A 23,325-nucleotide genomic window follows, 5' to 3' on the forward strand; every position below is an offset into this window, starting at 1 on the left:
TGAAGCACGATCTCTAAGCTTCTAAGTTGACTGGAATAACCGAATTACTGAGACCATGAAAATTGAACGGGTCACCTCTCAAGGGCAAGGCCGTCCTGCAGCATCTCGCTTTCCACCTGACCGACGAGCACCTTATCCTGTGCAGGAGTCCCTATGCCCATCCCTTCACCCGCACCCATCGTCGTGATTGGCGGCGGCATTCTCGGCTGCGCCACGGCCTACTTTCTTGCCCGCCACGCCGACGCACCGCCGGTCGTGGTGCTGGAACCAGATCCCTCGTACGCACGCTCCTCCACACCCCGCTCCGCCTCCGCCATCCGCACCCAGTTCCACCTCGGCGCGAATGTCATCCTCTCCCGCTTCGGCTACGACTTTTACAAGCACGCCGAGAAGTACCTGAGCGTCAACGGTGAGCCAGTTGATCTCGACTTTGAGGACTGCCCGTATCTGGTGCTCGCTGCGCCGGAGGGCGTCTCACGACTGCGAGAGGCCCAGGCGCAGCAGGTCAAAGCCGGAGCGCGGGTAGCATTCCTGACTGTCGAGGCTCTGACGGAACGCCTGGCCTGGCTTCGCCCGGACGGCATCGGCGCTGGCACTCTTGGTGAGGGTGGAGAGGGCTGGTTCGACCCCAGACGGGCGCTTGCAGCCCTGCGGCGCAAGGCCACGTCGCTGGGCGTCACGTTCCTGCCGCACCGTGCGGTTGCGATGGACATCAGTGATGGACGCGTGAAGCGGGTGCATCTCGACGACGGCAACCCGCTGGAGGTGGACAGCGTGGTGAACGCGGCAGGCGCGCAGGCAGGCCGCGTCGCCGCCCTGGCCGGGGTGGCTTTGCCGGTGGAATCGCGCAAGCGCAGTGCGTTCGTCTTTCAGGTTGACGCACCGCCTGCCGGATTCATGAACCTGGTCGAGCCGCTGCCGGATGGACGGGGGATGTACGTGCGTCCATATAAGGGAGGATTCATGGCGGTGACGTCTCCACGACCTGCCCAGGATCCGGACACCCTGAACCTCGACGTGGACCGGACCCTGTTCGAGGAGGTGTTGCGTCCGGCGCTGGCCCGCCGCGTGCGGGGCTTCGAGCGGTTGACGCTGGTGGATGCGTGGGCGGGACATTACGAGTTGAACACCTTCGATCAGAACGCGGTGATTGGCGCTCACCCGACCATACGCAACCTGATCTTCGCGTGTGGATTGAGTGGGCATGGCGTGATGCACGCACCCGGAATCGGGCGTGGCGTGGCGGAACTGCTGCTGGGCGGGCAGTACACCACGCTGGACCTGAGCCCCTTCCGGTTTGAACGGCTGCTGGAAGGCGTGCGTCTGGATGATGTACAGCCCAGCGAACAGCGCGAGCATGCTGCGGGCATCTGAGGCAAGATGACCTGGAGTGCCATCTTGAGGAACGCGAGCCGCACTCCGAGGTTTCATATGACCACTTCTGACTTTTCCGCAAACCTTCACAGCATTCTTCCGCCCGTCGTCACGCCGCTCACCCCGGATTTTCATGGAGACGGCCTGTTTCTGCTCGGCTCTGCCAACAAGAACCGGCGAATAGCGGTGGAAGAGGTGGCCGGTCGCGTGCCGCCACTGGTGAATACGGTGCTTCTGGGAGGCACACACGGCTATGGCCTGGGCCTGGGGAGCGTCGATCCTATCCCCTACGCCGTGCTGGACACCACCTGCCACCGCGAGGACTGGCAAGAGTTGGAGCGGGTGCGCGCCATTCCGGCGACTGAGGGGGCGCCCTTCCATGCCTGACCGAACAGTGCTGGATGGACTGAAGGGCGGACTGATCGTCTCGTGCCAGGCCAACCCCGACTCGCCGCTGCGCGATCCGTACATCATCAGTCGCCTCGCGCTGGCCGCTGAGAAAGGGGGGGCGGTGGGCCTGCGGGTTCAGGGACTGGAGGACGTGGAGGCGGTGCGGGCCGTGACTGCCCTGCCCATCATTGGCCTGACCAAGACGGACCGGGACGACACCGAGGTCTACATCACCCCTACCGCGGCCGAGGGCGTCAGGCTGGCCGAACTGGGTGCACAGATCGTGGCGCTGGACGCCACCTCCAGACCCCGGCCCGAGGCTCTAGCGGAAATGTTCGCGGCCATTCACGCGGCTGGGGCGCTGGTGATGGGCGACATCAGCACGCTGGACGAGGCGCGGGCCGCCTATGACCAGGGCGCGGATATCGTCAGCACCACGCTGAGCGGCTACACCCCGTATAGTCGCCAGCTTGCTGGACCGGACTGGGAACTGATGCAGGAGTTGCATGGGGCCGGACTCACCTTTGTGGCCGAGGGGCGGCTGAACAGCCCTGCAGACGCGGCGCAGTCCATGCAGCTTGGCGCGAGCTTCGTGGTGGTGGGCAGCGCGATCACCCGGCCGGATGTGATTACGGGCTGGTTCAAACAGGCGCTGCGGAACTGACGGCCTGCTGGCCCATGCCGTTCCGGACGTGCTTGGTGCAACTCCGGCCCGCTGGCGGGCAGTTCTGCACTGGACCCGTCGAGATGCGAGCCAGGCTCTTCGAGACGGCGTGTGACCCATCTGGGACCACTCCAGGCAAAGCGACAGCCCTCCGCCCAGGGTGACCCCCAGACTCTGCGCTTTCTCAATTTGCTGCGGTTTCCTTCATGGCTACGCCATAACGAACTGGCGCCCGTGCGCGGCGTATATTCAGTCCCGCTTCAGGCCAGCTCAACCACACCCCCTGAATCCTTGGGAAGTGGAGCAGGCCGTTCTAGTTCCTCCTCTCCGCAAAGGATGGCCCTCCGTGACTGATGCCCCGCCTGCCTATTCGCTCCTTGACCCCTTCGGATGGTACGCCGCCCAGCGTGCTGAACAGCCCGTCATCCGCGATTCCAGCTCCGGGATGTGGATGGTCTTCGACTACGACGGCGTACAGCGCGTTCTGTCGGACTGGAAGGCCTTCTCGTCGCAACGGGGACGTCCCAGGGGCGAGGACGCGGCAAGCGCGCTGTCGTCCAGCATCATCTCCACCGATCCGCCGCGACACCGCCAGCTCCGCGCCCTGGTGGAGCAGGCATTCACGCCCAGGCAGGTGCGCGCTCTGGCCCCCCGCATTGTGGAACTGGTCGACGAACTGCTGGTCCAGGTGGAACGTGCAGGGCGCATGGATTTCGTCCTCGATTTTGCCTACCCGCTGCCGGTGATCGTGATCGCCGAGATTCTGGGCATACCGTCGGCGGACCGTGACGCCTTCAAGCGCTGGTCCGACGCCGTGGTGACGGGCAATCCCAGCGGCAGCCGCGAGATGGCCGCCTACTTTGGAACGTTGATCGAGCAGCGGCGACACGCCCCTGGTGAGGACCTGATCTCCGGGTTGATCGCCGCCCAGGTAGAGGGAGAACACCTGAACCCGCAGGAGTTGCTGGGCTTTTGCATTCTGCTGCTGGTGGCAGGCAACGAGACCACCACCAACCTGCTGGTGAACACAGTGCGGTGCTGGCAGGACGCGCCGGACGCCCTGGAACGGGTGCGGGCAGACCGGACGCTGCTGCCCAGCACCATCGAGGAATCGCTGCGTTACCGCTCACCGGTGCAGTCGATGTACCGCGTGGCCGCGCAGGACGTGGAACTGGGCGGCCAGACCATCCCGGCCCTGAGCCCGGTGCTGGCCTGGATCGGCTCGGCGAACCGGGATGAGGCGCAGTTTCCGGACGCGGGGCTTTTTGATCCGGCCCGCGCCCCCAACCGGCACCTGGCCTTCGGGCACGGGGTCCATTTCTGCCTGGGCGCTCCCCTGGCCCGGCTGGAAGCCAGCATCGCGCTAGACGCGGTACTGGAGCGTTTGCCCAACCTCCGTGTGGCGCCTGATACCGTGCTGGAGCCGATCCCGAGCCAGATCGTCAGCGGAGTCAAGCGCCTGCCCATCATCTTCGGTCACTGACCTTCAGAAAGCCGCGGCCAGAGCAGCAGCACTGGAACAGTGGCAGGAAAGGACTTGCGCTCGTACCACGCTGAGCCGCCGTTGATCCCTTCTTTGTCCAGCACGCGTATACAGACCCCCAGCCGCCCAGTCCAGGCTGAACCCGGACACGCCCATTTTTCCATCAGATTGTTTTGCGATCCGTTTCGACTGCTCCAGACACGGTCGAAATTACATTTCCCAATTCTGCGCACGACTTCGTGGAAAGACTGGATGGCGCATGTACGGCGCAAGGACAGGGTGGACCGAACAGGAATTGGCGGCCTCTTCGCAAACCAGGAGAGTCGGGCAGGTAAAGTCAGTCAATGCACGTGCGACTCCTGCCCACTTCCATGTTTTTAAATTCGCCCCGTTTGCCGCTGGCCTGTCCTCAGACGACCGGCTGCTGCTCTCCACTAGACCACGCATGATTCCCTGGGTTCCGCTGGCGCGCGCTCCCATTCCCGGCACACAGCAGGACCTGTGCCTTTACCGCCGTGGTGAGCAGCTGGAGTTTTCCATCCAGATCTCGGGCTACGTCAGCGAGCTGATGAACAGCCGCGTCCACGCCTCCGAAGACGCGCTGGCTGAGTTGGCCTGCGCGGCAATCGTGGGCCGCCCGGCACCGCACGTGCTCGTGGGGGGGCTGGGGATGGGCTTCACGCTCGCTGCAGCCCTGAAGACGCTGGGGCCGGACAGTGTGGTCACGGTGGCCGAACTGGTGCCCGAAGTCGTGGAGTGGAATAGGGGGCCACTGGGCGAATGCGCGGCCTTTCCACTCCACGATCCCCGCACCCAGGTCCATGTGGGCGATGTGACTGAACTCCTGCGCCAAGGCCGCGGAGTCTACGACGCCGTTCTCCTGGATGTAGACAATGGCCCTGAAGGCATGACACATCATGGCAACGACTGGCTCTACTCGCCGTCCGGGCTGGCCGCAGCGCAGCGGACCCTGCGGCCCGGCGGCGTTCTAGCGGTCTGGTCCGCCACACCGGATGACCGTTTCACCCGGCGGCTGCGGCAAGCAGGCTTCCGGGTGGACGTGCGAACGGTGCGTGCCCGGCCCGGCAAGGGAGCCCGCCACACCATCTGGCTGGCCCACCGGACGCAGGACGCGGCTCCCACCCCAGCCCGCCCCCCACGGCGGGTTCGGCAGCACCGAAGCGCTCGGCGCTGAGGGCGCTCACTGGGCAGGGCTGCCACCTTTTCCCCAACCGTGAAGGGCTAGGACTTTTGTGAATTGACGTCGTTCACGGGGAAGCGAACGCTTCACTTCCCAGACTAGGCCATCACCGTTATGGCGCAGCTTTTCAAGAAAGCACTTGACCTGCACGGCGTTCTTGTCGTGGGACAGCGTGCACTTCTATCCAATCGGTTAAATCGGAAGGTTCATAGGCTGAAAATGGCCTGGCAAGCGCTTTTCCTATACTGCGAAGCCACTGCGACATCTGGTCACCTGCTTCCGTCTCCTGCTAATTCCCGACATGCAGATCGAAGGTCCGATGGCAGCGCATCGGCGGCGACGCAAGACGCTTGTGAGAGCCGATCAGGTAGAGTCCAGCTTGTGGATAGCGTCTCCGGGCCGCACCTGCATGTTTTTCAGCCGATCCTCTCAAACTGGGATCTGCTCTCCGGGAATCAGAGCAAATGATCGGGCAGCCAGGAGTGCGACGTCTTTCGCGATCGGCGGACCTGACCCCTGGGTTGCGGTGAGGCGCGCACCATGAGCCCACCAGACGATCTTCCATACCTAGAGTGGCTGGGCCACAGTGTTGAGCCCCTGGCCGTCGTCGACACACACACGCTCTCGATTCTCACCGCCACGCCAGCTTTCGGGGAGCTGTTCGGGCAGCCGCTGCAAACGCTGATGGGTCTGACATTCGTCACCCTGCTGGCCACACATGAACAGACCGAGGTCTCGGCGCTCCTGCGGGCTTTCACCGCGGATGGGGTGGTGCCGCCCCGGCGCAGCTACCTGTTCACCAGACAGGACGGCTCGCTCCTACCCAGTGACATGCATACGCTGCGCTTCACCCTGCCGAGTGGACGACATGTGGCGCTCATGACGCTCCGCCCGGTACAGCAATTGCCCGACACCGTCTCGTTTTACCAGCACGTTCTCGAGGAACTGCCCCTGCCGCTGACCGTGCAGGACGCTGAGGGCCGCTACGTTTACATCAATCCGTCCGCTATGCCTGATGAGGAACGCCGCGTGCGAGCCATCGGTCTCACCGCTGGTGATGTCATGGCCGCCGAGGGCACACCCGAAGCCACTGCCCTGGAGCGCGAAGCCCACTTCTGGCAGGCCGCACAGACCCGCACGCGGGTCGAGTGGCAGGAGATGTCGGTCTGTCCGCACGGTGGAGCGCCACAGTTGACCCACCAGGTCGCTGTTCCCCTCTTCGAGGAGGAGGATGGGCCGCTCAGCCTAATGCTGTGTTTCACACCAGACGTCTCGTTCACGGCCTGGCAATCGGAACAGCTCCAGTTGCTCGAAAGCCTGATCCAGGCGACGGCGGACCCGCTGGCCATTCTGGACGTACGCCCCGGACCCACCTATCGGCAGGTCGTCTACTCCAATCCGGTTCTGCGGCAACTCGATGACGTCCCGCCCCACGCCCAGAACCGTTCATTTCATTCCGATCCACTGGCCTGGGTCAGCGGGCAGCGGGACCGACAGGTGATCGAGAACGCCCTTGAGCAGCTCCGTCACCACACCAGCGCCACCCGGATGGAGGATGTTCACCTGCCGGACCTCGACCTCTGGTTCGAGGTCTCATTCACGCCGGTGTACCTGACCCCGGATCAGCCCACGCACTGGGCGGTAGTGATGCGCGACGTGACCAAACGCAGAAGGGAGCGGGCCTTCCTGCAAGAATTCATGGCCGCCACCCTTCTGGCGCTGCGAGACGCACCCCTGTCGGTGGCCGTACACCAGATGCTGCGGGGGATGGAGCGGCTCCTGCCGTCCTGGACCGCCGTTCTGATCCTTCCCGGAGGAGAGGGGCTTCAGGTGTACGGGGAGGGCCTGCCTGATGACCTGCGTCAATGGATGGCGGGCCGCTCGGCGGAACAATTGCGGGGCTTCTGGACGCAGCGCGACCCCGAGCGCCTGGGACTTGTGGTCACCTTGCAAGATCCGTTTGTTTCTTACGATCAGGCCGCTGAATTCCGGATCTCCATCGGGCTGGCACTATATGACTCACAACAGACGCTGCTGGGGGTGCTGGGGCTCCTACACCCCGACACGGACGCCGCACGCACTCAGGCCAGCGAGGTACTGACCGGCAGTGCCGGCCATATCGGCCTGGTGGTAGAACATCATCACCAGCGCCAGCAATTTCAGTGGCTGGCCTACCACGACCCGCTTACCGGACTGCTGAACCGCAGCGGCTTCGCGCGGGACGCGTCGCTGGCGCTGACCCAGGCCGGGGAGGCGGGAACCTCACTGGCCCTCGGGGTGCTTGATCTCAACCGGTTCAAAACGGTCAACGACAGTCTGGGCCACGCGATCGGCGACCGGCTGCTGCAGGCGTTCGCTCAGCGCTTGCAGCAGCCCGCAGAAGAGCTGGGATTCCAGCTCCTGACCCGACTGGGCGGCGATGAATTCGCCTTCCTGATCGACGACCCTGCGCAGATGGACGAGGTCAGCGCCGCGCTGTCACAGATGCTCGCTGAACCCTTTGCCCTGGAGGGCCGTTCCATTCACATTGGCCTGGCGCTCGGGTGGAGTGTTTTCCCGGGCACGGCCGCAGACCTCGACACCCTGCTGAAGCAGGCTGACAGTGCCATGTACGTCGCCAAACGCACCGGACGTGCGGCCAGCCTGTATACCCCCACCGCACGCCCCAGCATTTCCGGCTTCGAGCTGGAAAACGCATTGCACCGGGCCATTGTGGATGATCAGTTGTGCCTGATGTACCAGCCGCAGGTGTCGGTCACAGATGGGCGCGTCGTTGGGGCGGAGGCGCTGTTGCGCTGGTCTCACCCGGAGATCGGCAACATCCCTCCGTCAGAATTTATTCCCATTGCCGAGAGTCTGGGCCTGATGGACCGGCTGGGCAACTGGATTTTCGACCGCGCGTGCCGGGACGCGGCCAGCTGGCCCAATCCCAAACTGACGCTCAGCATCAACGTCTCGGTGCTGCAGGTTCAGCATCCCAACTTCCAGGCCGCGCTGGAGGCTGCCGCGCTGCGCCACCGTCTCGATCCGCGCCGGCTGATCATCGAACTGACCGAAACCGCGCTGATCAGCGATCTGGCCAGCTTGCAGTCCACGCTTGAGCACGTTCGGGCCTGGGGGCCACGGGTCTCGGTGGACGATTTCGGCACCGGCTACTCCACCCTGCTTTCCCTGCGCCAGCTTCACGTCGACGAACTCAAGATCGATCAGTCGTTCATTCAGGATCTGGGGCAGCCGGGAAAAGCGGGCCGGGACAGCTCCGCGATCATCGAGGCGACGTTGACGCTGGCGGCCACGTTCGGGCTGGGGGTAGTGGCCGAGGGGGTCGAGACCGAGCAGCAGGCGTCACTCCTGCGCGAGATGGGCTGCCCGGCCATGCAGGGCTGGCTGATCGCGCCCGCGCTGAGCCAGGCCGGATTTCTCCAGCGGTTCGGAAGCTAGTCTTTCGGAACGCGCCCAGTTCCATCCTGCCGCCTGCGTACGACCTGAGCGGAGCGCCCTGACGAACCTCATGACGCACCCACCAGCACCACTAGGCCAGGTCACAGCGCTGAGCACCCCACTGGCCGCACACGACGATGACGCCCTGACGGCTCTGAGTAACCTGCTGCTGATCCTGAATGAACGTTGAACTGCTCCCTATGACGCCGCTTGAGCCGCTGGCACGTCGCCCCTCACCCATGCCAGCGTTCTTGGAGCGCCTCCCTGGTGACGCTAGAATGCGCTCCTAATGGCAGGTCACAGCAAATGGTCCCAGATCAAGCGCAAGAAAGGCGCCAACGACAAGAAGCGCAGCGCGATGTACAGCAAACACATCCGCGCCATCGGGGCGGCGGTCCGTTCAGGGGGCAGCGGTGATCCTTCGGGAAACCTGGCCCTCAAGAACGCCATCGCGGCGGCCAAGACCGACACCGTGCCGGTGGACAACATCGACAACGCGATTAAACGGGCGCTGGGCGCGGAAGCCGGGGCCGCCGAATTCAAGGAAGTGACCTATGAGGGCTACGGTCCTGGCGGCACGGCCATCTTTATCGAGGCCCTGACCGACAACGTGAACCGCACCGTGGCCGATATCCGCGCCGTGTTCAACAAGCGCGGCGGCTCGCTGGGCACCAGTGGCAGCGTGGCCTGGCAGTTCGAGAAAAAGGGCGTGTTGCTGCTGCGCGACACCGCCGAAACGGTGCAGGAAATCGCCATCGAGAACGGTGCAGAGGACATCCAGGAATCCGAGGAAGGCCTGGAAATCAGCACTGGGCCTGCGGACCTGTACGCCGTGCAGGAGGCCCTGTCTGGGGCGGGGTACGAGATCGAGAGCGCGGCCCTGACCATGGTCCCCACCAACATGGTGACAGTGGAGGGCGGCGACGCCAGAAAGCTGCTGAACGTGATTGACGCGCTCGAAGAACTTGACGATGTGCAGAACGTGTACTCCAACGCCGACATGCCGGAGGACGAGGCCGAGGAATAATTCTGGGCCACACACACCGGAAGCGCCGCCGCAGCGTCAACTGAGCCCGGACCATTCCAGCGTTCACAAATCCGAGAATGAGCTGCGCGGGGTCGCCACAGTTCCCAGCCTCCGCGTCTCACCAGCTGGGGAACCACTGCGGGAGGAATGCCATGACCAACAGGGCCGTGTCGGTGCTGGAATTCGTGACGGCGGTGCAGGCCAGCGTCGCTCAGGACTTTGGCCGGGAGGGCGCTGGGCCGAATGCGCTGGTGGTCCAGCACATTGAGCTGGAACTGAAGACGGTGCTGTCCCGGACGGCGGGCGGCGGCTTCGAATGGAAACTCGTCACGGCCACCGACGAGGCGGCGGACAGCCAGACTCAGACCCTCTCGCTGTGCTGGGAACGCCAGCCGCCGCACAGAAATTTCACCGCGGAGTCCCTGCCGTCAGACCTGCCGTACCAGCTCATCACGGGCATGAATGCCTTGCGGATCGGGGCCGCGGAATGGGCGCGGCTCTCCCCTGGCCTGCCATTCCGTTCGGTGGGCGGGCAACTGGTCTTCGCGGTGGCGGTTCAGGAGGACGGCAGCCTGTACATCGGCAAATTCGGCGGCGGTGCGGGCCACGAGCGGATGCACACCGTAACCCTGAAGCTGGCCCCGCTGGCCTGAAGCACGGTCCTACAGCACCAGCGCCCGTGCGTTGCCGCCCAGCCGGTCCCACAGCGTGAAGGCCGCGCGGGCGCCGGCGCAGATGACGCCCTCATCGTCCCAGCCCGCCGCCATCGCGGGACCGCGCGTGTGGGCCCACAGCACGTCCTCGGCGGACATGGCCTCATTTGGGGCCAGCCGCCCGCCGCCGTCATCCACGCGGGTGATCGCGGCAGCGAAGCTGCCACGGGGATCGGGAGCGGCCACCGGGGCGTCGCTGCCAAAAGCCAGGATCGCCCCCGCCGCCATCAGCGACTTGAAGGCGTAGCTGCCCTCTGCCAGATGGGGTGTCAGTTCGCGAATCATGGACGTGTCGGCCTGCAGGTGGATCGGCTGCACGCTGCACACCAGGCCTCTGTGGCGCGGAATGTCATCGGAGCGCAGGTGCTGGGAGTGTTCGATCCTCAGACGGAGGCCCCTCGCCCCAGCGGCGGCGCGCAGGTCGTCGTACACGTTCAACACTTCGGTGTTGGCCCGGTCCCCGATGGCGTGGGTGACCGGGGTCAGGCCCAGGGCGATGGCTTCCAGGCCACGCTCGCGGATCAGTTCGGGCGGGTCCAGCGCAATGCCGGTGCCGGAGCCGTCGGCAAAACCGGGCGCGTGTAGCCAGGCGGTGCGGCTGCCCAGGGCGCCGTCCGCGAAGAATTTGACGCCGCCCCACTGGAACAGCCCGCCGCCCCCGGAACCGATGCCCAGCTCGCGGGCCGCGTCCAGGCGCTGGTGTGACAGGCAGGCCCAGACCCTCAGCGGCAGCTCACCGCGCGCCGCCAGCGTCTGGATGGCGCGGGGGGCCTCGGGCGACTCATAGGCCATCGTGTGCGTGCTGACGTAGCCACGTGAGGCCAGATCGTCGGCCCCCACCCGCGCCGCCGCCAGATATTCGGCCTCGCTGGGAGCGGGCATCACGGCGGACACCAGACCGCTGGCGTGTTCCAGCAGGCAGCCCAGCGGGCGCACGATTTGTCCACCTTGCGGATCCGGGGTGGTTTCATTGATTCCGGCAGCGCGCAGGGCGGCGCTGTTCACCCAGGTCATGTGCAGATCACGCGAGTAGAGCTGCACTGGGTGGTGGGGGCTGACCTCGTCCAGCAGGGCCGCTGTGGGGTAGCCGTTCACTCCCAGTTCCGAGAGCAGGAAACCGCCCCCGCGAATCCAGGTGCCGGGTGGGGTGTTCAGCGCCACCTGCCCCACCCTGGCCTGCACCTCCGCCACGCTGCGGGCACCGTGCAGGTTGATCTGCGACAGCGAAAAGCCGTAGGCGACCAGATGGGTGTGCGCGTCGCACAGGCCCGGCGTCAGAATCAGGTCGCGGTGATCGAGGGTTTCGGCGCGTGGGGCCAGTGCCAGCAGATCCGAAGACTCGCCCACCGCCAGCACGCGCCCGCCGCCGACCAGCACGGCTCCGGCACGCGGCATGGTGTCGTCCTGGGTGATGACCTGGGCCTGGATCACGGTCAGAGGTGAAGTCATGGCCTGCAGAGTAATACAGCCGCCGGCAGCCGCCGGGCGAAGCGGCCTGGTCATGGGAAAGCCCCTTCCCCATGACCACCGTCCGGCACCGCCTGGGTTCCGGTCTATGCGGCCCTCACCCGTCTGTTAGACTGCCGCGTATGCCCCGCATTCTCGTGGTGGATGACGACGCTGCCATCCTCAAACTCGTCAGCGTGATTCTCAGCCGCGCCGGGCATGAAGTGCGGACCAGTAACCATCCGGTCGAGGCCCTGGAACTCCTGAAGGTCTTCACCCCGGATCTGGTGATCAGCGACGTGGTGATGCCGTACATGACCGGGCTGGAGTTTCTGGAAAAGATGCGTGAGCATGAACAGCTCTCGGCCATTCCGTTCATGCTCCTGAGCAGCCACGCCGAACGCGGTGACGTGCGCCGCGGCATGAACCTGGGCGCAGACGACTATCTGCCCAAGCCGTTCACGCCGCAGGACCTGACCACCGCCATTGACGCCCGGCTGCGCCGCGCGGGCCTGACCCTGCAGTCCGAGAGCGGCATGCAGGCCAGGGCGCTGGGCACCGCGCAGGTGGTCTGGCAGGGCGCGGCAGTGTCATGGGTCAGCCGCAAGGCGCTGGAACTGTTCTTCTTTCTTCTGGAGCACAAGGAGGTCACCAGCTGGGAGGCTGCCGAGGCCCTGTGGCCCGAGAAGGACGAGGCCCGCGCCAGCTCACTGTTCCACACCACCCTGCACCGGTTGCGCCGCAGCCTGAGCAGTGAAACTGTGGTCAGCGCCAACCGCCGCTACGCGCTGGCGGGCGACCTGAATCCCGAATACGACGTGTACCGCTACGAACTGCTGGCGACTCAGGCCGAACACGGCAGCCTGGGGCTGGAGGAGATGCGTGAGTTGACTGGCCAGTACGGCACTTTTCTGCCTGGCGCCGACAGCCCCTGGGTGGACGACGTGCGCGCCCGGCTGGAGCAGAAGCAGATGAGCGTGCTCAGTCTGGCCGCCCGCGCCGCCACTGAGGCAGGCAAGTCCAAGGACGCCGCACAGTTCCACCAGCGTGCGCTGGCTATTGACCCCATGAGCGAGTTGGACTGGCAGGGCCTGGCCCGCGCCCTGGACACCATTGGCGATCCCCGCGCCCGGCTGGCCGCCCAGCGCGAGGCATGGTGGGCCGTGGACCTCGACTGAGGTATTCGTACCAGGGAGGATGAGAAGCGTCGCCGCTTCAGAACAGCTCTCAAAACTTCAGACTGGCTGTCATTACACTCCGCAGCACGGTGAGAATTCCCCGCCAACTATTGGTTGGCGGGGAATTCTACCGTGTGAAAAGAATCATTAAAACATTAAGTTTATCGAACAGTCGGTGCTAGACTTCCGCTGTGTCATTCCCCAGCCTCTGGTCTTATCTGTTGCTCCTGGTGGGCACAGGAACCGTGGGTTACGCCGCCTACGCCCATTATCCTGGCCTGATGGCGGGTGCGGGCGTCCTGCTGACCATCGGGGCGTGGTCCCTGGGTATGGGGTGGCGCTGGGCCGCCGTGCTGATCTATGTCGCGGCTTTCGTGGCCTCGCTGGTGCTGGCTGGTCACTCTGCAACCGTGCAGGAGTTGCTGGGCGCGTTGATGGTGATCGGCGGTCTGGGCTACATCATCTTGCGGGAACAGAGCACCGAGCGGGAACTGGCCTGGCAGCGCAACACCCTGGTGGCCCTGCGCAACGGCAGCGAGCGACTGGCCGAGGCCCGTGATGACCAGGCGATCATCCGGGCTGGCATCGGGATCCTGAGCACCCTGAAAGTCGCGCCCAATTTGGCCTTCGTGGCCTACCGCCAGGGCACGCCGTACATCCTGGCTGCCAAGGGGGCCTACGAGACCTTCCTGGAGCGGCCCATCCATCCCAGCCACAACGACAGCCGCAGCGTTCAGGCGGACCACTGGGTGGCCGAGGAAGCCCTGGACCTGCTCAAGAAACCGCAGCGCCGCCGTTACCACGTGGCCCCGGTGTTTGGCCGGGCCTCCAATCATCTGGGCGTGCTGATCCTGACCCGCAACACCGACGTGGATTTCGACGAGGATGAAACCTCGGTGGTGGCCTCCTTCGCCAGGCTGCTGGGGGCACAGCTGGGGCAACTGAGCGCCATTCGCGAACTGCGCGACGCCAACGATCTGACCCTGCGCTCGCTGGGCGCCGCCCTGGAACGCCGTGACGACGACACCGGCGGCCACACCACGCGCGTGGTCAGCATGAGTCTGCGCCTGGCCCGCCGCCTCGGTTGGGACGAGGAACAGGTTCGGGCGCTGCGCTGGGGCGCGTACCTGCATGATCTGGGCAAACTGGCCATCCCCGATCACATTCTGCACAAGGGGGGGACGCTGGACGCCACCGAACGTCAGGTGATCCAGACCCACACCACCGTGGGGTACGAGATGTTGCAGGACCTGCACTTCCTGCCCGCCGAGACCCTGGATCTGGTGCGCTACCACCACGAACGCTGGGACGGCACCGGTTACCCGGCCAGCCTGCGCGGCCAGAACATCCCCGAAACGGCCCGGCTGTTCTCAATTGTCGACGTGTACGACGCGCTGTCCAATGCCCGTCCCTACAAGCCGGCCTGGACCCGTGAACGCGCCCTGGCCGAGATCCGCGCCCAGGCCGGGCGGCAGTTCGATCCGCAGTATGTGGACGCCTTCCTGCGCATGATGGCCGAGCAGGATGACGCCGTGATTGTGAGCTGACGCGGCTGCCGAAAGCGTCTTGAACGAATTCACTCGACTTCTGGGTGCCACGCTCCCAAGTCGATTCCGCCCACAACCTGACCTGAGCGCACAGGACCTTCCGATAGTCTGCTCGCCGGGGGCATCCCGACAGCGGGCGGCCCGCTGGGGAAGCGATGAAGCAGACTGCTTACCGCCACTGTTCTCGCCCAGCCCCCAGCAGCGCCAGCAGCAGCGTCGGCAGGACCCCGCGCGGGCCGAGCGGCGAATCGGTGCCACGCGCCAGAAGGGCCACCACCGTACCCGTCCGGAGATTCAGGCCCAATCCCGTGCGGGTGCCACGGGCCAGACCGTCGTGCCAGCGGACCTCTCCGTCTGGGCTGGAAACCATCCAGCCGGGGGTCACGCCGCGAATGTGCCGGGGTAGGCCAGCCGGACGCAACAGGGGCGCGGGCGGCGCCCCCAGCCGCGAAGCGCCAAAACCCAGCAGATCCGCCGCCGTGCCGAACAGCCCTCCCGCTCCGACCAGCGGACCGAAGCCAGTCATGCTCCCGCCGCCCAGCGGCCCCGCAGGCCGCACCACGGCGCCCGCTGGCGTCAGCGAGACGCCCAGACCCAGCGGCCCGGTGACCCAGCCGTGCAGCGCCCGTCCATAGCCCGCCGCGCTGACCTCCTCGCCCGCCGCGTGGGCCAGGGCCAGGGCCAGCACGCCTGCGCCCAGATTGGAATACGCGAACCCTCCAGCGCTTCTGGGCGGCGCTCCGGCCAGAAGCGACCAACGCCGCGCACTGGCAATCGCATCGGTGGCCCCCATGTTGCCGTAGGGATCATGGAACCGCGTGAAGACCGTGACCGCCGCCCGCGCCGGGTGCATCGGCAAGCCCGCCGTGTGGGTGGACAGGGCCAGAGGAGTGAGATGGGGCGGCAGACGCGCAAACGGGCCGCCCAGACGGGCCAGCGGTATCTCCCAATCCAGCCGCCCGGCCTCCACCAGCGTCCCGGCCAGCGCCCCTGTGAAGGGCTTGGTCACGCTCGCCAATTCAAAGGCGCCGCGCGTGTCCACGCCGCCCAGTGACAGGATTACCTGCTGCTCGCCGCGCAGTGCCGCCAGCACACCCCCGCGCCGGAAGACGCCACGGGTCAGCCCCAGCAGCGCCCCAGTGTCTATCCCGATTACCGCCGAGACGCGGGCGAGGGCTAGTTTCACGGGATCACGGCGGAACATGACCTCAAAATATCGTCCCTCTGCCCCGCCCACTGTTACGCTCTGGGCATGCCTGATCGTTCAGAAACCCGGCCACCCGACGCAGAGCGGCAAACCATCACCCACATCATTCATGGCGAGCAGCGCCTGGACGACTACCACTGGCTCAAGACGCGCGGCAAGGCCGACGCCGGCGTGCTGGGCCATCTGGAGGCCGAGAACGCCTACCTGGACACGGTGATGTTGCCTCTGCGCGAGACGCAGGCAGCGATCTACCGTGAACTCCTCTCGCACCTGCAGGAGGACGACGAGCAGCCCCCCCTTCAGGACGGCGAATGGCTGTATTTCACGCGCACGTTGGAGGGCAAGGCGCACCCGGTCTTCCTGCGCCGCCCGCACGCCGGAGGGGACGAGCAGCTCCTGCTGGACGTGAACGCACTGACGAAGAGCGAGGGCCTGGACAACGTGTGGGTCTCTCACACCCGCCCCAGCCCGGATGGCCGCTACTGGGCCTACCTGATGGACCGGACCGGGCAGGAGGTCTGGGAACTGCGCGTGCTGGACATCCGGACCGGGGAGCTGGCCGAGCCTGCACTGACCGGCCTCAGCGGCTGGACCCTGGCCTGGCATGCCGACAGCTCGGCCCTGCTGTACGCCACCGAGGACGACACCCAGCGTGCCGACCGGATCTGGCGACACACGCTCGGGCAGCCCCAGGGCGCCGACGAACTGCTGTTCCAGGAGGATGACCCCACCTTCCGGGTGGGCGCGGGCCTCTCGGAGAATGGGGCAACCCTGCTGATCGCCAGTGAGGCGAACATGGCCCAGGAATGGCTGGCGCTGGACGCCCGCGACGCTGGCGCCACACCCCAGACCGTCCTGCCGCGCGAACGGGGCACCGAGGCCACCCTGGCCGACGGCGGCGATCACTGGCTGGTCCTGACCAACGCCGGGGGCGCGGAGGAATTCAAGCTGGTGCGGCTGCCCAAAGACGGCGAGCTGGATCTCGGGGCCGCCGCCGAGGTGTTGCCCTACACCGCCGAGCGCTACCTGACGGGCATGCACCTGTTCAAGGACCACCTGCTGCTGTCGGGCCGCGAGGGCGGCTTCACGCGTCTGTGGGTGCTGCCACGCAGCGCGGACGGCTACGGCGCGGCCCGCCGGGTGGAGTTCCCGGAAGACAGCGCCACCGTCCGCATTGGCGGCAACCGGGTGTACGAGACCGACACGGCGCGCATCCTCTACACCAGCCTGACCCGGCCGACCGAACATCTGGATCTCAATCTGGACACGCTGGAGACCACGCTGATCAAGGCCACGCCGGTCCCGAACTACGACCCTTCCCAGTACGTCTCCGAAATGGTCTGGGCCACGGCGGATGACGGCGAACAGGTGCCTGTGAGCGTGGTGCGCCGCCGCGACACGGTTCTGCCTGCGCCGACGCTGCTGTACGGCTATGGCAGCTACGGCATTCCCGTGGACCCGGCGTTTTCCATGACCCGGCTGCCGCTGCTGGACCGGGGTTGGGTCTGGGCCATCGCGCACATCCGGGGCGGCTCGGAGCGCGGGCGGGGCTGGTACGACGCGGGCCGGTTGAAGAACAAGATGAACACCTTTACCGACTTCGTGGCGGCAGGCGAACACCTGCGGGCAACGGGTCTGGCGGGCGATCTGGTGGCGATGGGCCGCAGCGCGGGCGGGTTGCTGATGGGCGCAGTCGTGAACCTGCGTCCAGACCTGTGGAAAGCCGCCTTCGTGGGTGTGCCGTTCGTGGACGTGCTGAGCACCATGCTGGACGCCAGCATTCCGCTGACCACTGCCGAGTACGACGAGTGGGGCAATCCCAACGACGCGGGAGCCTACGCCACCATGCGCGCCTACAGCCCCTACGACAACCTGAAGGCAGGCGTGTACCCACACCTGTTCGTCTCCACCGGCCTCAATGATCCGCGCGTGGCGTACTGGGAGCCGGCCAAGTACGTGGCGCGGCTGCGAACCCTGCGCCAGTCTGGCAGCGGCATGCTGGTCCTCAAAACCAACATGGGCGCGGGTCACGGCGGCAGCAGCAGCCGTTACGACGCCCTGAACGAGGCGGCGGAGGAATACGCCTTCGCGCTGGCGGCGGTGAACGGGGACTTGCAGGGAGAATAATTGCGGGGATGAGACGACGGCAGCGCTGGTTTCATCCGGGCTTCGGCTGACCGGACGGCGCTACCCTGGACTATGATTTCACCTGAACAAATTGAGACTGTCCAGGTTCACTCCAGGGGCCGCTGCCTGCCCGCCTATCTCGCGCGCCCCGCCGTCACGGATGGGAACGCGCCGGGCGTGCTGGTCCTGCACGAGGCGTTCGGGCTGAACGACGACATCCGGGGCATCGCGAACCGTTTCGCGCAGGCGGGTTACATCGCCCTCGCGGTGGACCTGTTCGCCGAGCAAAACCGCGTGGTCTGCATGACCCGCATGTTGTCGGGCATCTTCCTGAATTCGCTGGAGCACGGGGGCGTGCACGACACCCGCGCGGCCCTGACCGTGCTGAGCGAAATGGACGGCGTCGACGCCTCCCGGCTGGGGGCGGTGGGGTTCTGCATGGGCGGCAGCCTGGCGGTGGCAATGGCCTGTACCGATGAGCGCGTGCAGGCCATCGCCCCGTATTACGGCTTCAATCCGCGCCCGCTGGAGGCCGTGCGGCGCAGCTGTCCGGTGGTGGGCAGCTACCCCGGCAAAGATCCCACCACCGGGCAGGGCGAGCAGCTCCGCGCCGCCCTCACGGCGGCGGGCATTCCCAACGACATCAAGCTCTACGAGGGCGCCAGACACTCGTTCGCCAATGACGGCCCCAACTTCGACGCCGTTGCCAGCGTGGACGCCTGGAACCGGGTGATGGCATTTTTCGACGAGCATGTGGTTGGAGCGGGTCAGAACAGGTTGGCAGGCAGGGGCTAGGCCCCCGCAACACACCCTCTCAGCGGGGGGCCGGGGCCAGATCGCGCAGCGCCCAGCGCAGCCCCCAGGCGGTCAGGAATCCAGTCGCGGCCAGCAACAGCCACGGCAGGGCAGGCCAGCCCAGGCTCGCCCCCGCGTCCACCAGCCAGCCGCCCAGCACGCTGCCCAGCGCCCCACCTATGCCCAGACTGATCGCGCTGAAGCCAAAATAGCTGCCGACCTGCCCAGCTGGCGCGAAACGGGCGGTCAGCGTCTGTTGCGTGGGATAGACCAGCATGGTGCCCAGGCTGTACAGGCCCACGCACAGCAGCAGCGCGCCGAAGCCATCGGCCAGCGCCATCAGGCCCAGTGCCAGGCCCACCGTGCACACCGCCAGCGTCAGCACGGTGCGGACGCGCAGGTAGCGCTCGGCGAGGCGCAGCAGCGGATATTGCAGCGCCACTGCCAGACCCGCCGACACCGCGTACAGCGGTCCTGTGGCCTGCGGCCCGGCCAGCGCGATGGCCTTGAGGGTAATGGCCACGTTGATCTGCGTGCTCAGCAGAAAGTACCCGATCAACACCAGCGTGAACCGGCGAAAGGGAGCGTTGGCGGCGGCGGCCCGCAACCCGGCCATGCCGCTGCCCGGCGGTCGGCTGGGCGGGCGCACATGCGGGAGGGTCAGGCCCATCACGGCGGCAGCCACCAGATACACCGACGCCGAGGCCAGCGCCGCCACCTGAAAGCCCAGTCCCAGCAGCGCCGCGCCGATCAGGGGACCGGTGACCATGCCCAGGTTGCCCGAGATGCTGGTCAAGCTGAACAGCCGCGTGCGGTGTGCGGGATGGGTGACTGCCGTGATCGCCGCGTTTTTGGGCGCGTCGAACAGGCCTCCCCCGATGCCCGCCAGCAGGGCCGAGGCCAGCAGGATGGGCAGGGTGCCGCTGAAGGCCATCCACGCGAAGCCCAGCGAGCGCAGCACGCATCCGGCCAGGATCAGGGGCTTTGGCCCCACCCGGTCGGCCCACGCCCCGCCCAGCACCGTCAGGCCCTGCTGCGTCAGCTGGCGCAGCCCCAGCACCAGCCCCACGCTGGCCGCCGCCCAGCCCAGTCCCCCAGAGGCCACCGAACCCGCAAAATGCACCGTCACCAGCGGAATCACGGCGAAGAACCCGCCCCACATCAGGAAGTTGGACGCGATCAGTCCCAGTTGCGCCCCCGACAGGCGCAGGGGGGGCGGCGGGGCTGGCGGAGCGGGAGCGGTGACCGTCACTCCTGTACCGTCCGGGTCTGCCGCGCGTTCAGATCGATCCCTCGAAGCGGTCCCGGTAGATCACGTAGGCCAGCCCCAGCGTCGCCAGGGTGCTGACCAGACTGCTCAAGCCGTAGCTGATCAGCGGCAGCGTGATTCCGGTCAGCGGCAGTACCCCCAGCGCCGCGCCGATGTTTTCCAGCGCCTGAAAGCCCACCTGGCCCAGCACGCCCGCAAACAGGATCTGGTCCTGCAGGCGCGGCGAGCCCGCCGCCATCCCCGCCAATCCCCAGAACAGCAGACCGTACAGGGCCAGCACCGCCAAGCCGCCCACAAGCCCCTGCTCCTCAGCCCAGGTGCTGAAGGCGAAATCGGTGTGTGCTTCGGGCAGGAAGCCGTTGTGCGACTGGCTGCCCCCCTTGTAGCCCTTGCCCTGCACGCCGCCCGATCCCACCGCGATGGTGCTCTGAATCACCTGATACCCCGCTCCGCGCGGGTCCTGGTACGGATCGAGGAAGATGGTCAGGCGCTTTTGCTGATACGGCTCCAGGTGCGGGTACAGCACTGTCGGCACGGCAGCGCCCACCAGCAGCACGGCCAGCAGCGCGTGCCACCACGGAATGCGGGCGGCCAGCAGCATCACGCCGAAGATGACGCTCAGCACCAGCGCCCCGCCAATGTCCGACACGGCCACCAGCCCCACAGCAGGCAGGAACACCGCGAAGGCCCACAGGTAGGTTTTCAGGCCCCTGTAGCCGGCGCGTAAGACCACGGCCAGCATGAGGATCAAGGCGAATTTCAGGATTTCCAGCGGCTGGAATTGCAGAGGACCGAATTCGATCCAGTTGCGCTGGCCGTTGATCTCGCGGCCAATGAGGAAGGTGCTGGCCTGCAGCACCAGGGCGGTCCCGAACACCCACGGCGCGAAAGCGTAGATGCGGTCCCGGCCCGCCCACCACAGCAGCGCCAGTGGAACGGCGGCCAGGGCCACCCCGACGAGTTGCTTGGTGAAAATGCCCGGCGCAGCGCGCGGTGACAGCGCCGCGGTACTGACCGTCATCAGCCCCACCAGCAACAGCGCCGCAATCACCAGCGGAAAACGCAGGTCATACTTGAAAGCTTCCCTCACGACCACAGGCTACGGCACTGGCGCAGCACAGACATAGTGGGTCCATGAGGGTTGAGGACGGCGGGAAAACCTGTGTCCCGGGCCTGGAGTTCGGTTGGCCTGGGCCTGCTGCTGGGCGCAGCCATGGGAAGGCCCAGAGCAAATCAGCGCCGCCAGACCTCATCAGTCCGGTGGCGCTGGCCAAAAGGCACCCAGGGCCTTCAGGGCTTGGTGCGGCCCTGCGCGTTCTCGTCGATGGGGATGTTGGCCAGCAGCACCACCATGTCGCCGCGCTGCTCGATCTCGATGCTGCTATGGCCAGTGGGGAAATAGCGCTGCACGACTTCCAGCAGATCATTCCTGAGCGCCTCGACCTTGCCGGGGGGAATCTGGGCGCGGTCATAGGCCAGCACCAGTTCCAGGCGGTCTTTCAGGGTCTCCTTGGTCCGTCCACGCTTGAGCCAGGAAAACATGTCAGGCCCCCCCGAACAGACGGCGCAGGGCAGCCAGGAATCCACCCTCCACATCGGGTTTGGGGTACGGCACGTCTTCACCCTTCAGGCGGCGGGCCGTCGCCATGAAAGCCTCGCCCGCGCGGGTCTTGCCCAGCACGGCGGGCTCGCCCACGTTGGTGGACACGATTATGCCCTCGTCTTCAGGCACCACGCCAATGGGCTTGACCCCCAGGATGTCCAGAATATCGGCCTCGGACAGCATGTTGCCGCTGGCGACCATCTTGGGGCGCAGGCGGTTGATGACCAGCCGAATTTCATTGACCTGCTGCGCCTCAAGCAGACCGATGATGCGGTCCGCGTCGCGCACGCTGGAGACCTCGGGGTTGACCACCACCAACGCGCCCGTCGCCGGGGCCGCCGCCGTCTTGAAGCCCGACTCGATCCCGGCGGGCGAATCGATCAGCACGCGGTCAAAGCCCTCGGTCTCGATCAGGCCGCGCACGACGTCCTTGAAGACTTCGGGGTCCAGCGCGTCCTTGTCGCGGGTCTGGCTGGCCGGCAGCAGGTGCAGGTTCTCGATGCGCTTGTCGCGGATCAGGGCCTGACTCATGCGGCACTTGCCCTCCAGCACATCAATCAGGTCAAAAACCACCCGCGATTCCAGACCCATGACCACGTCCAGGTTCCGCAGGCCCACGTCCACATCAATGACCACAACCTTCTCGCCGAGCTTGGCAAGCGCCGCTCCAATATTCGCGGTGGTCGTGGTTTTTCCCACGCCACCCTTGCCCGACGTGACCACAATTACCTTAGCATCCATTGCCCGGCAGTGTAGCGCCTGTGACGCTTGGGCGTGGGCGGAGGGAGACATATGCGCTGTGACTGCCGTGAGATTGAAGCTTTCCTGGCCCCAGCGTGCCGACGTCATGACAGCCCCCATTCATACTCCGGACCCCGGTACCATACCGGGCAGATGTCCTCCCTTCTTCCCCCCCAGGTGCTCGTGGTCGGCGGCGCAAACATGGACCTCAAGGTACAGACACTGGCCCCTGCCGTTCCTGGCACCAGCAATCCGGGCCGCGCCGCGCAGACCCCCGGCGGCGTGGCCCGCAACGTCGCCGAGACGCTGGCCCATCTGGGCGTGCGCGTGGCCCTGCTCTCGGCCGTGGGTGCCGACGTGCTGGGCGATACGTTGCTGCGGCTGACAGCAGCGGCGGGCGTGGACGTGTCGCCCACCCTGCGCGTCCCGGAACACGCCACCGGAACGTACACGGCGGTGCTGGACAACGGTGGGGAGTTGTTGATCGCGGTGGCCGCCATGGAGGTCATGGGTGCCCTGACTCCAGCAGCGGTGACCCGGCAGGAGGCGCTGTTCCGGGACGCGAATTTTATCGTCGCCGACGGCAATCTGTCGCCCGAGACGCTCGCCGTCCTGCTGAGACTGGGCAGGGAGGGGGGTAGCAGGGTCATCTTTGAGCCGGTCAGCGTGCCCAAAGCGGCGCGGCTGCTCCCCGCGCTGAACAGTGGGCACGCGCCCTGGGCCATCACACCCAATCTGGCCGAACTCGCGACGCTGGTGGGAACAGAGGTGCCCGATGATGCGGCCACCATCCGTGAGGCGGCGCTCAAGTTGCACGGGCACGGCGCCGAAGTCGTGTGGGTCCGGCGCGGCCTGCGCGGCAGTCTGCTGTCGGTGGCAGACGAGGTCCACGAATTTCCCGCCCTGAGCGCAGACGTGGTGGATGTCACCGGGGCGGGGGACGCCATGCTGGCCGCCTTTCTGGCCGCGCTGCTGGCCGAGGAATCACTGCCGGAGGCGGGGCGAGAGGCCCACGCGGCGGCGGCCCTGACGGTGGAAAGCGCGCAGACGGTGGTGCCGGGCCTGTCGAGAGCGGCGGTACGGCAGCGGCTGGTCCAGTCCACTGAATAGGCGCCAGG

At 66.4% G+C, this 23,325-nt stretch carries 19 protein-coding genes; 13 read left to right on the forward strand and 6 right to left on the reverse strand.

What is annotated here, in order from left to right; all coding sequences use genetic code 11:
• Positions 1 to 153: 153 nt before the first annotated feature.
• The 8 genes from HNQ08_RS15890 (at position 154) to HNQ08_RS15925 (ending at position 10,233) form a co-directional block, all read left to right on the forward strand.
• Positions 154 to 1,374 carry an NAD(P)/FAD-dependent oxidoreductase gene (locus tag HNQ08_RS15890; RefSeq protein WP_184134205.1) on the forward strand — a complete coding sequence of 407 codons (1,221 nt, stop codon included), beginning with the start codon at positions 154 to 156 and terminating at the stop codon, positions 1,372 to 1,374.
• Between the two features lie 57 nt (positions 1,375 to 1,431).
• Positions 1,432 to 1,761, forward strand: coding sequence for a hypothetical protein (locus HNQ08_RS15895; RefSeq protein WP_184134208.1), 330 nt, complete (start codon positions 1,432 to 1,434; stop codon positions 1,759 to 1,761).
• Positions 1,754 to 2,428: an N-acetylmannosamine-6-phosphate 2-epimerase gene (locus tag HNQ08_RS15900; protein ID WP_184134210.1), complete on the forward strand. Its 675-nt coding sequence runs from the start codon at positions 1,754 to 1,756 to the stop codon at positions 2,426 to 2,428. Before HNQ08_RS15895 ends, HNQ08_RS15900 begins: the two co-directional genes overlap by 8 nt.
• Positions 2,429 to 2,774: 346 nt before the next feature.
• Positions 2,775 to 3,911: a cytochrome P450 gene (locus tag HNQ08_RS28135; RefSeq protein WP_184134213.1), complete on the forward strand. Its 1,137-nt coding sequence runs from the start codon at positions 2,775 to 2,777 to the stop codon at positions 3,909 to 3,911.
• A 445-nt stretch (positions 3,912 to 4,356) separates the two neighbouring features.
• A complete protein-coding gene (locus HNQ08_RS15910) occupies positions 4,357 to 5,106 on the forward strand; it encodes a spermidine synthase (protein WP_229790232.1) in 750 nt (249 codons plus the stop codon).
• Between the two features lie 546 nt (positions 5,107 to 5,652).
• Complete coding sequence (locus tag HNQ08_RS15915; protein WP_184134215.1) at positions 5,653 to 8,553, forward strand: EAL domain-containing protein; 2,901 nt, start codon at positions 5,653 to 5,655, stop codon at positions 8,551 to 8,553.
• Positions 8,554 to 8,842: 289 nt separating this feature from the next.
• Positions 8,843 to 9,580: a YebC/PmpR family DNA-binding transcriptional regulator gene (locus tag HNQ08_RS15920; RefSeq protein ID WP_184134217.1), complete on the forward strand. Its 738-nt coding sequence runs from the start codon at positions 8,843 to 8,845 to the stop codon at positions 9,578 to 9,580.
• Between the two features lie 152 nt (positions 9,581 to 9,732).
• On the forward strand, positions 9,733 to 10,233 hold the full coding sequence (locus tag HNQ08_RS15925; RefSeq protein WP_184134220.1) for a trypco2 family protein: 501 nt from the start codon (positions 9,733 to 9,735) through the stop codon (positions 10,231 to 10,233).
• 9 nt (positions 10,234 to 10,242) lie between these two features.
• Here HNQ08_RS15925 and HNQ08_RS15930 read toward each other — a convergent pair whose 3' ends face one another.
• Complete coding sequence (locus tag HNQ08_RS15930) at positions 10,243 to 11,742, reverse strand: amidohydrolase (RefSeq protein WP_184134221.1); 1,500 nt, start codon at positions 11,740 to 11,742, stop codon at positions 10,243 to 10,245.
• A 140-nt stretch (positions 11,743 to 11,882) separates the two neighbouring features.
• On the opposite strand from HNQ08_RS15930, the gene HNQ08_RS15935 reads away from it, so the two are divergent.
• Together HNQ08_RS15935 and HNQ08_RS15940 are read left to right on the forward strand one after the other, a co-directional pair.
• A complete protein-coding gene (locus HNQ08_RS15935) occupies positions 11,883 to 12,917 on the forward strand; it encodes an AfsR/SARP family transcriptional regulator (RefSeq protein ID WP_184134224.1) in 1,035 nt (344 codons plus the stop codon).
• A gap of 191 nt (positions 12,918 to 13,108) precedes the next feature.
• Positions 13,109 to 14,464 carry an HD-GYP domain-containing protein gene (locus tag HNQ08_RS15940; protein WP_342355701.1) on the forward strand — a complete coding sequence of 452 codons (1,356 nt, stop codon included), beginning with the start codon at positions 13,109 to 13,111 and terminating at the stop codon, positions 14,462 to 14,464.
• A gap of 169 nt (positions 14,465 to 14,633) precedes the next feature.
• Here HNQ08_RS15940 and HNQ08_RS15945 read toward each other — a convergent pair whose 3' ends face one another.
• Positions 14,634 to 15,668 (reverse strand): serine hydrolase domain-containing protein, encoded by a 1,035-nt coding sequence (locus HNQ08_RS15945; protein ID WP_184134225.1) that lies wholly within the window; start codon positions 15,666 to 15,668, stop codon positions 14,634 to 14,636.
• 48 nt (positions 15,669 to 15,716) lie between these two features.
• Here HNQ08_RS15945 and HNQ08_RS15950 point away from each other — a divergent pair, with 48 nt between their 5' ends.
• A complete protein-coding gene (locus tag HNQ08_RS15950; protein ID WP_184134229.1) occupies positions 15,717 to 17,798 on the forward strand; it encodes a S9 family peptidase in 2,082 nt (693 codons plus the stop codon).
• 72 nt (positions 17,799 to 17,870) lie between these two features.
• A complete protein-coding gene (locus HNQ08_RS15955) occupies positions 17,871 to 18,593 on the forward strand; it encodes a dienelactone hydrolase family protein (protein ID WP_184134232.1) in 723 nt (240 codons plus the stop codon).
• A gap of 19 nt (positions 18,594 to 18,612) precedes the next feature.
• Here the strand turns inward: HNQ08_RS15955 and HNQ08_RS15960 are convergent, their stop codons facing one another.
• The 4 genes from HNQ08_RS15960 to minD form a co-directional block, all read right to left on the reverse strand.
• On the reverse strand, positions 18,613 to 19,845 hold the full coding sequence (locus HNQ08_RS15960) for an MFS transporter (RefSeq protein ID WP_229790231.1): 1,233 nt from the start codon (positions 19,843 to 19,845) through the stop codon (positions 18,613 to 18,615).
• A 28-nt stretch (positions 19,846 to 19,873) separates the two neighbouring features.
• Positions 19,874 to 20,953, reverse strand: a complete 1,080-nt coding sequence (locus tag HNQ08_RS15965) for an FtsW/RodA/SpoVE family cell cycle protein (protein WP_229790230.1) — start codon at positions 20,951 to 20,953, stop codon at positions 19,874 to 19,876.
• 200 nt (positions 20,954 to 21,153) lie between these two features.
• A complete protein-coding gene (gene minE, locus HNQ08_RS15970) occupies positions 21,154 to 21,405 on the reverse strand; it encodes a cell division topological specificity factor MinE (protein ID WP_184134235.1) in 252 nt (83 codons plus the stop codon).
• Position 21,406: 1 nt separating this feature from the next.
• Positions 21,407 to 22,207 carry a septum site-determining protein MinD gene (gene minD, locus HNQ08_RS15975; protein WP_184134238.1) on the reverse strand — a complete coding sequence of 267 codons (801 nt, stop codon included), beginning with the start codon at positions 22,205 to 22,207 and terminating at the stop codon, positions 21,407 to 21,409.
• Between the two features lie 153 nt (positions 22,208 to 22,360).
• On the opposite strand from minD, the gene HNQ08_RS15980 reads away from it, so the two are divergent.
• Positions 22,361 to 23,317, forward strand: coding sequence for a carbohydrate kinase family protein (locus HNQ08_RS15980; RefSeq protein WP_229790229.1), 957 nt, complete (start codon positions 22,361 to 22,363; stop codon positions 23,315 to 23,317).
• Positions 23,318 to 23,325 lie beyond the last annotated feature (8 nt).

The sequence above is a fragment of the Deinococcus humi genome (assembly GCF_014201875.1).
In the GTDB taxonomy this organism is placed as follows: domain Bacteria; phylum Deinococcota; class Deinococci; order Deinococcales; family Deinococcaceae; genus Deinococcus; species Deinococcus humi.

What these genes read in the sequence shown, in the direction of transcription:
- HNQ08_RS15950 (WP_184134229.1), top strand. Translation starts at nt 15,717, where the DNA reads ATGCCTGATCGTTCAGAAACCCGGCCACCCGACGCAGAGCGGCAAACC.
- HNQ08_RS15900 (WP_184134210.1), top strand. Translation starts at nt 1,754, where the DNA reads ATGCCTGACCGAACAGTGCTGGATGGACTGAAGGGCGGACTGATCGTC.
- minD (WP_184134238.1), bottom strand. Translation starts at nt 22,207, where the DNA reads ATGGATGCTAAGGTAATTGTGGTCACGTCGGGCAAGGGTGGCGTGGGA.
- HNQ08_RS15915 (WP_184134215.1), top strand. Translation starts at nt 5,653, where the DNA reads ATGAGCCCACCAGACGATCTTCCATACCTAGAGTGGCTGGGCCACAGT.
- HNQ08_RS15955 (WP_184134232.1), top strand. Translation starts at nt 17,871, where the DNA reads ATGATTTCACCTGAACAAATTGAGACTGTCCAGGTTCACTCCAGGGGC.
- HNQ08_RS15935 (WP_184134224.1), top strand. Translation starts at nt 11,883, where the DNA reads ATGCCCCGCATTCTCGTGGTGGATGACGACGCTGCCATCCTCAAACTC.
- HNQ08_RS15945 (WP_184134225.1), bottom strand. Translation starts at nt 15,668, where the DNA reads ATGTTCCGCCGTGATCCCGTGAAACTAGCCCTCGCCCGCGTCTCGGCG.
- HNQ08_RS15890 (WP_184134205.1), top strand. Translation starts at nt 154, where the DNA reads ATGCCCATCCCTTCACCCGCACCCATCGTCGTGATTGGCGGCGGCATT.
- HNQ08_RS15980 (WP_229790229.1), top strand. Translation starts at nt 22,361, where the DNA reads ATGTCCTCCCTTCTTCCCCCCCAGGTGCTCGTGGTCGGCGGCGCAAAC.
- HNQ08_RS15895 (WP_184134208.1), top strand. Translation starts at nt 1,432, where the DNA reads ATGACCACTTCTGACTTTTCCGCAAACCTTCACAGCATTCTTCCGCCC.
- HNQ08_RS15910 (WP_229790232.1), top strand. Translation starts at nt 4,357, where the DNA reads ATGATTCCCTGGGTTCCGCTGGCGCGCGCTCCCATTCCCGGCACACAG.
- HNQ08_RS15920 (WP_184134217.1), top strand. Translation starts at nt 8,843, where the DNA reads ATGGCAGGTCACAGCAAATGGTCCCAGATCAAGCGCAAGAAAGGCGCC.
- HNQ08_RS15925 (WP_184134220.1), top strand. Translation starts at nt 9,733, where the DNA reads ATGACCAACAGGGCCGTGTCGGTGCTGGAATTCGTGACGGCGGTGCAG.
- HNQ08_RS15930 (WP_184134221.1), bottom strand. Translation starts at nt 11,742, where the DNA reads ATGACTTCACCTCTGACCGTGATCCAGGCCCAGGTCATCACCCAGGAC.
- minE (WP_184134235.1), bottom strand. Translation starts at nt 21,405, where the DNA reads ATGTTTTCCTGGCTCAAGCGTGGACGGACCAAGGAGACCCTGAAAGAC.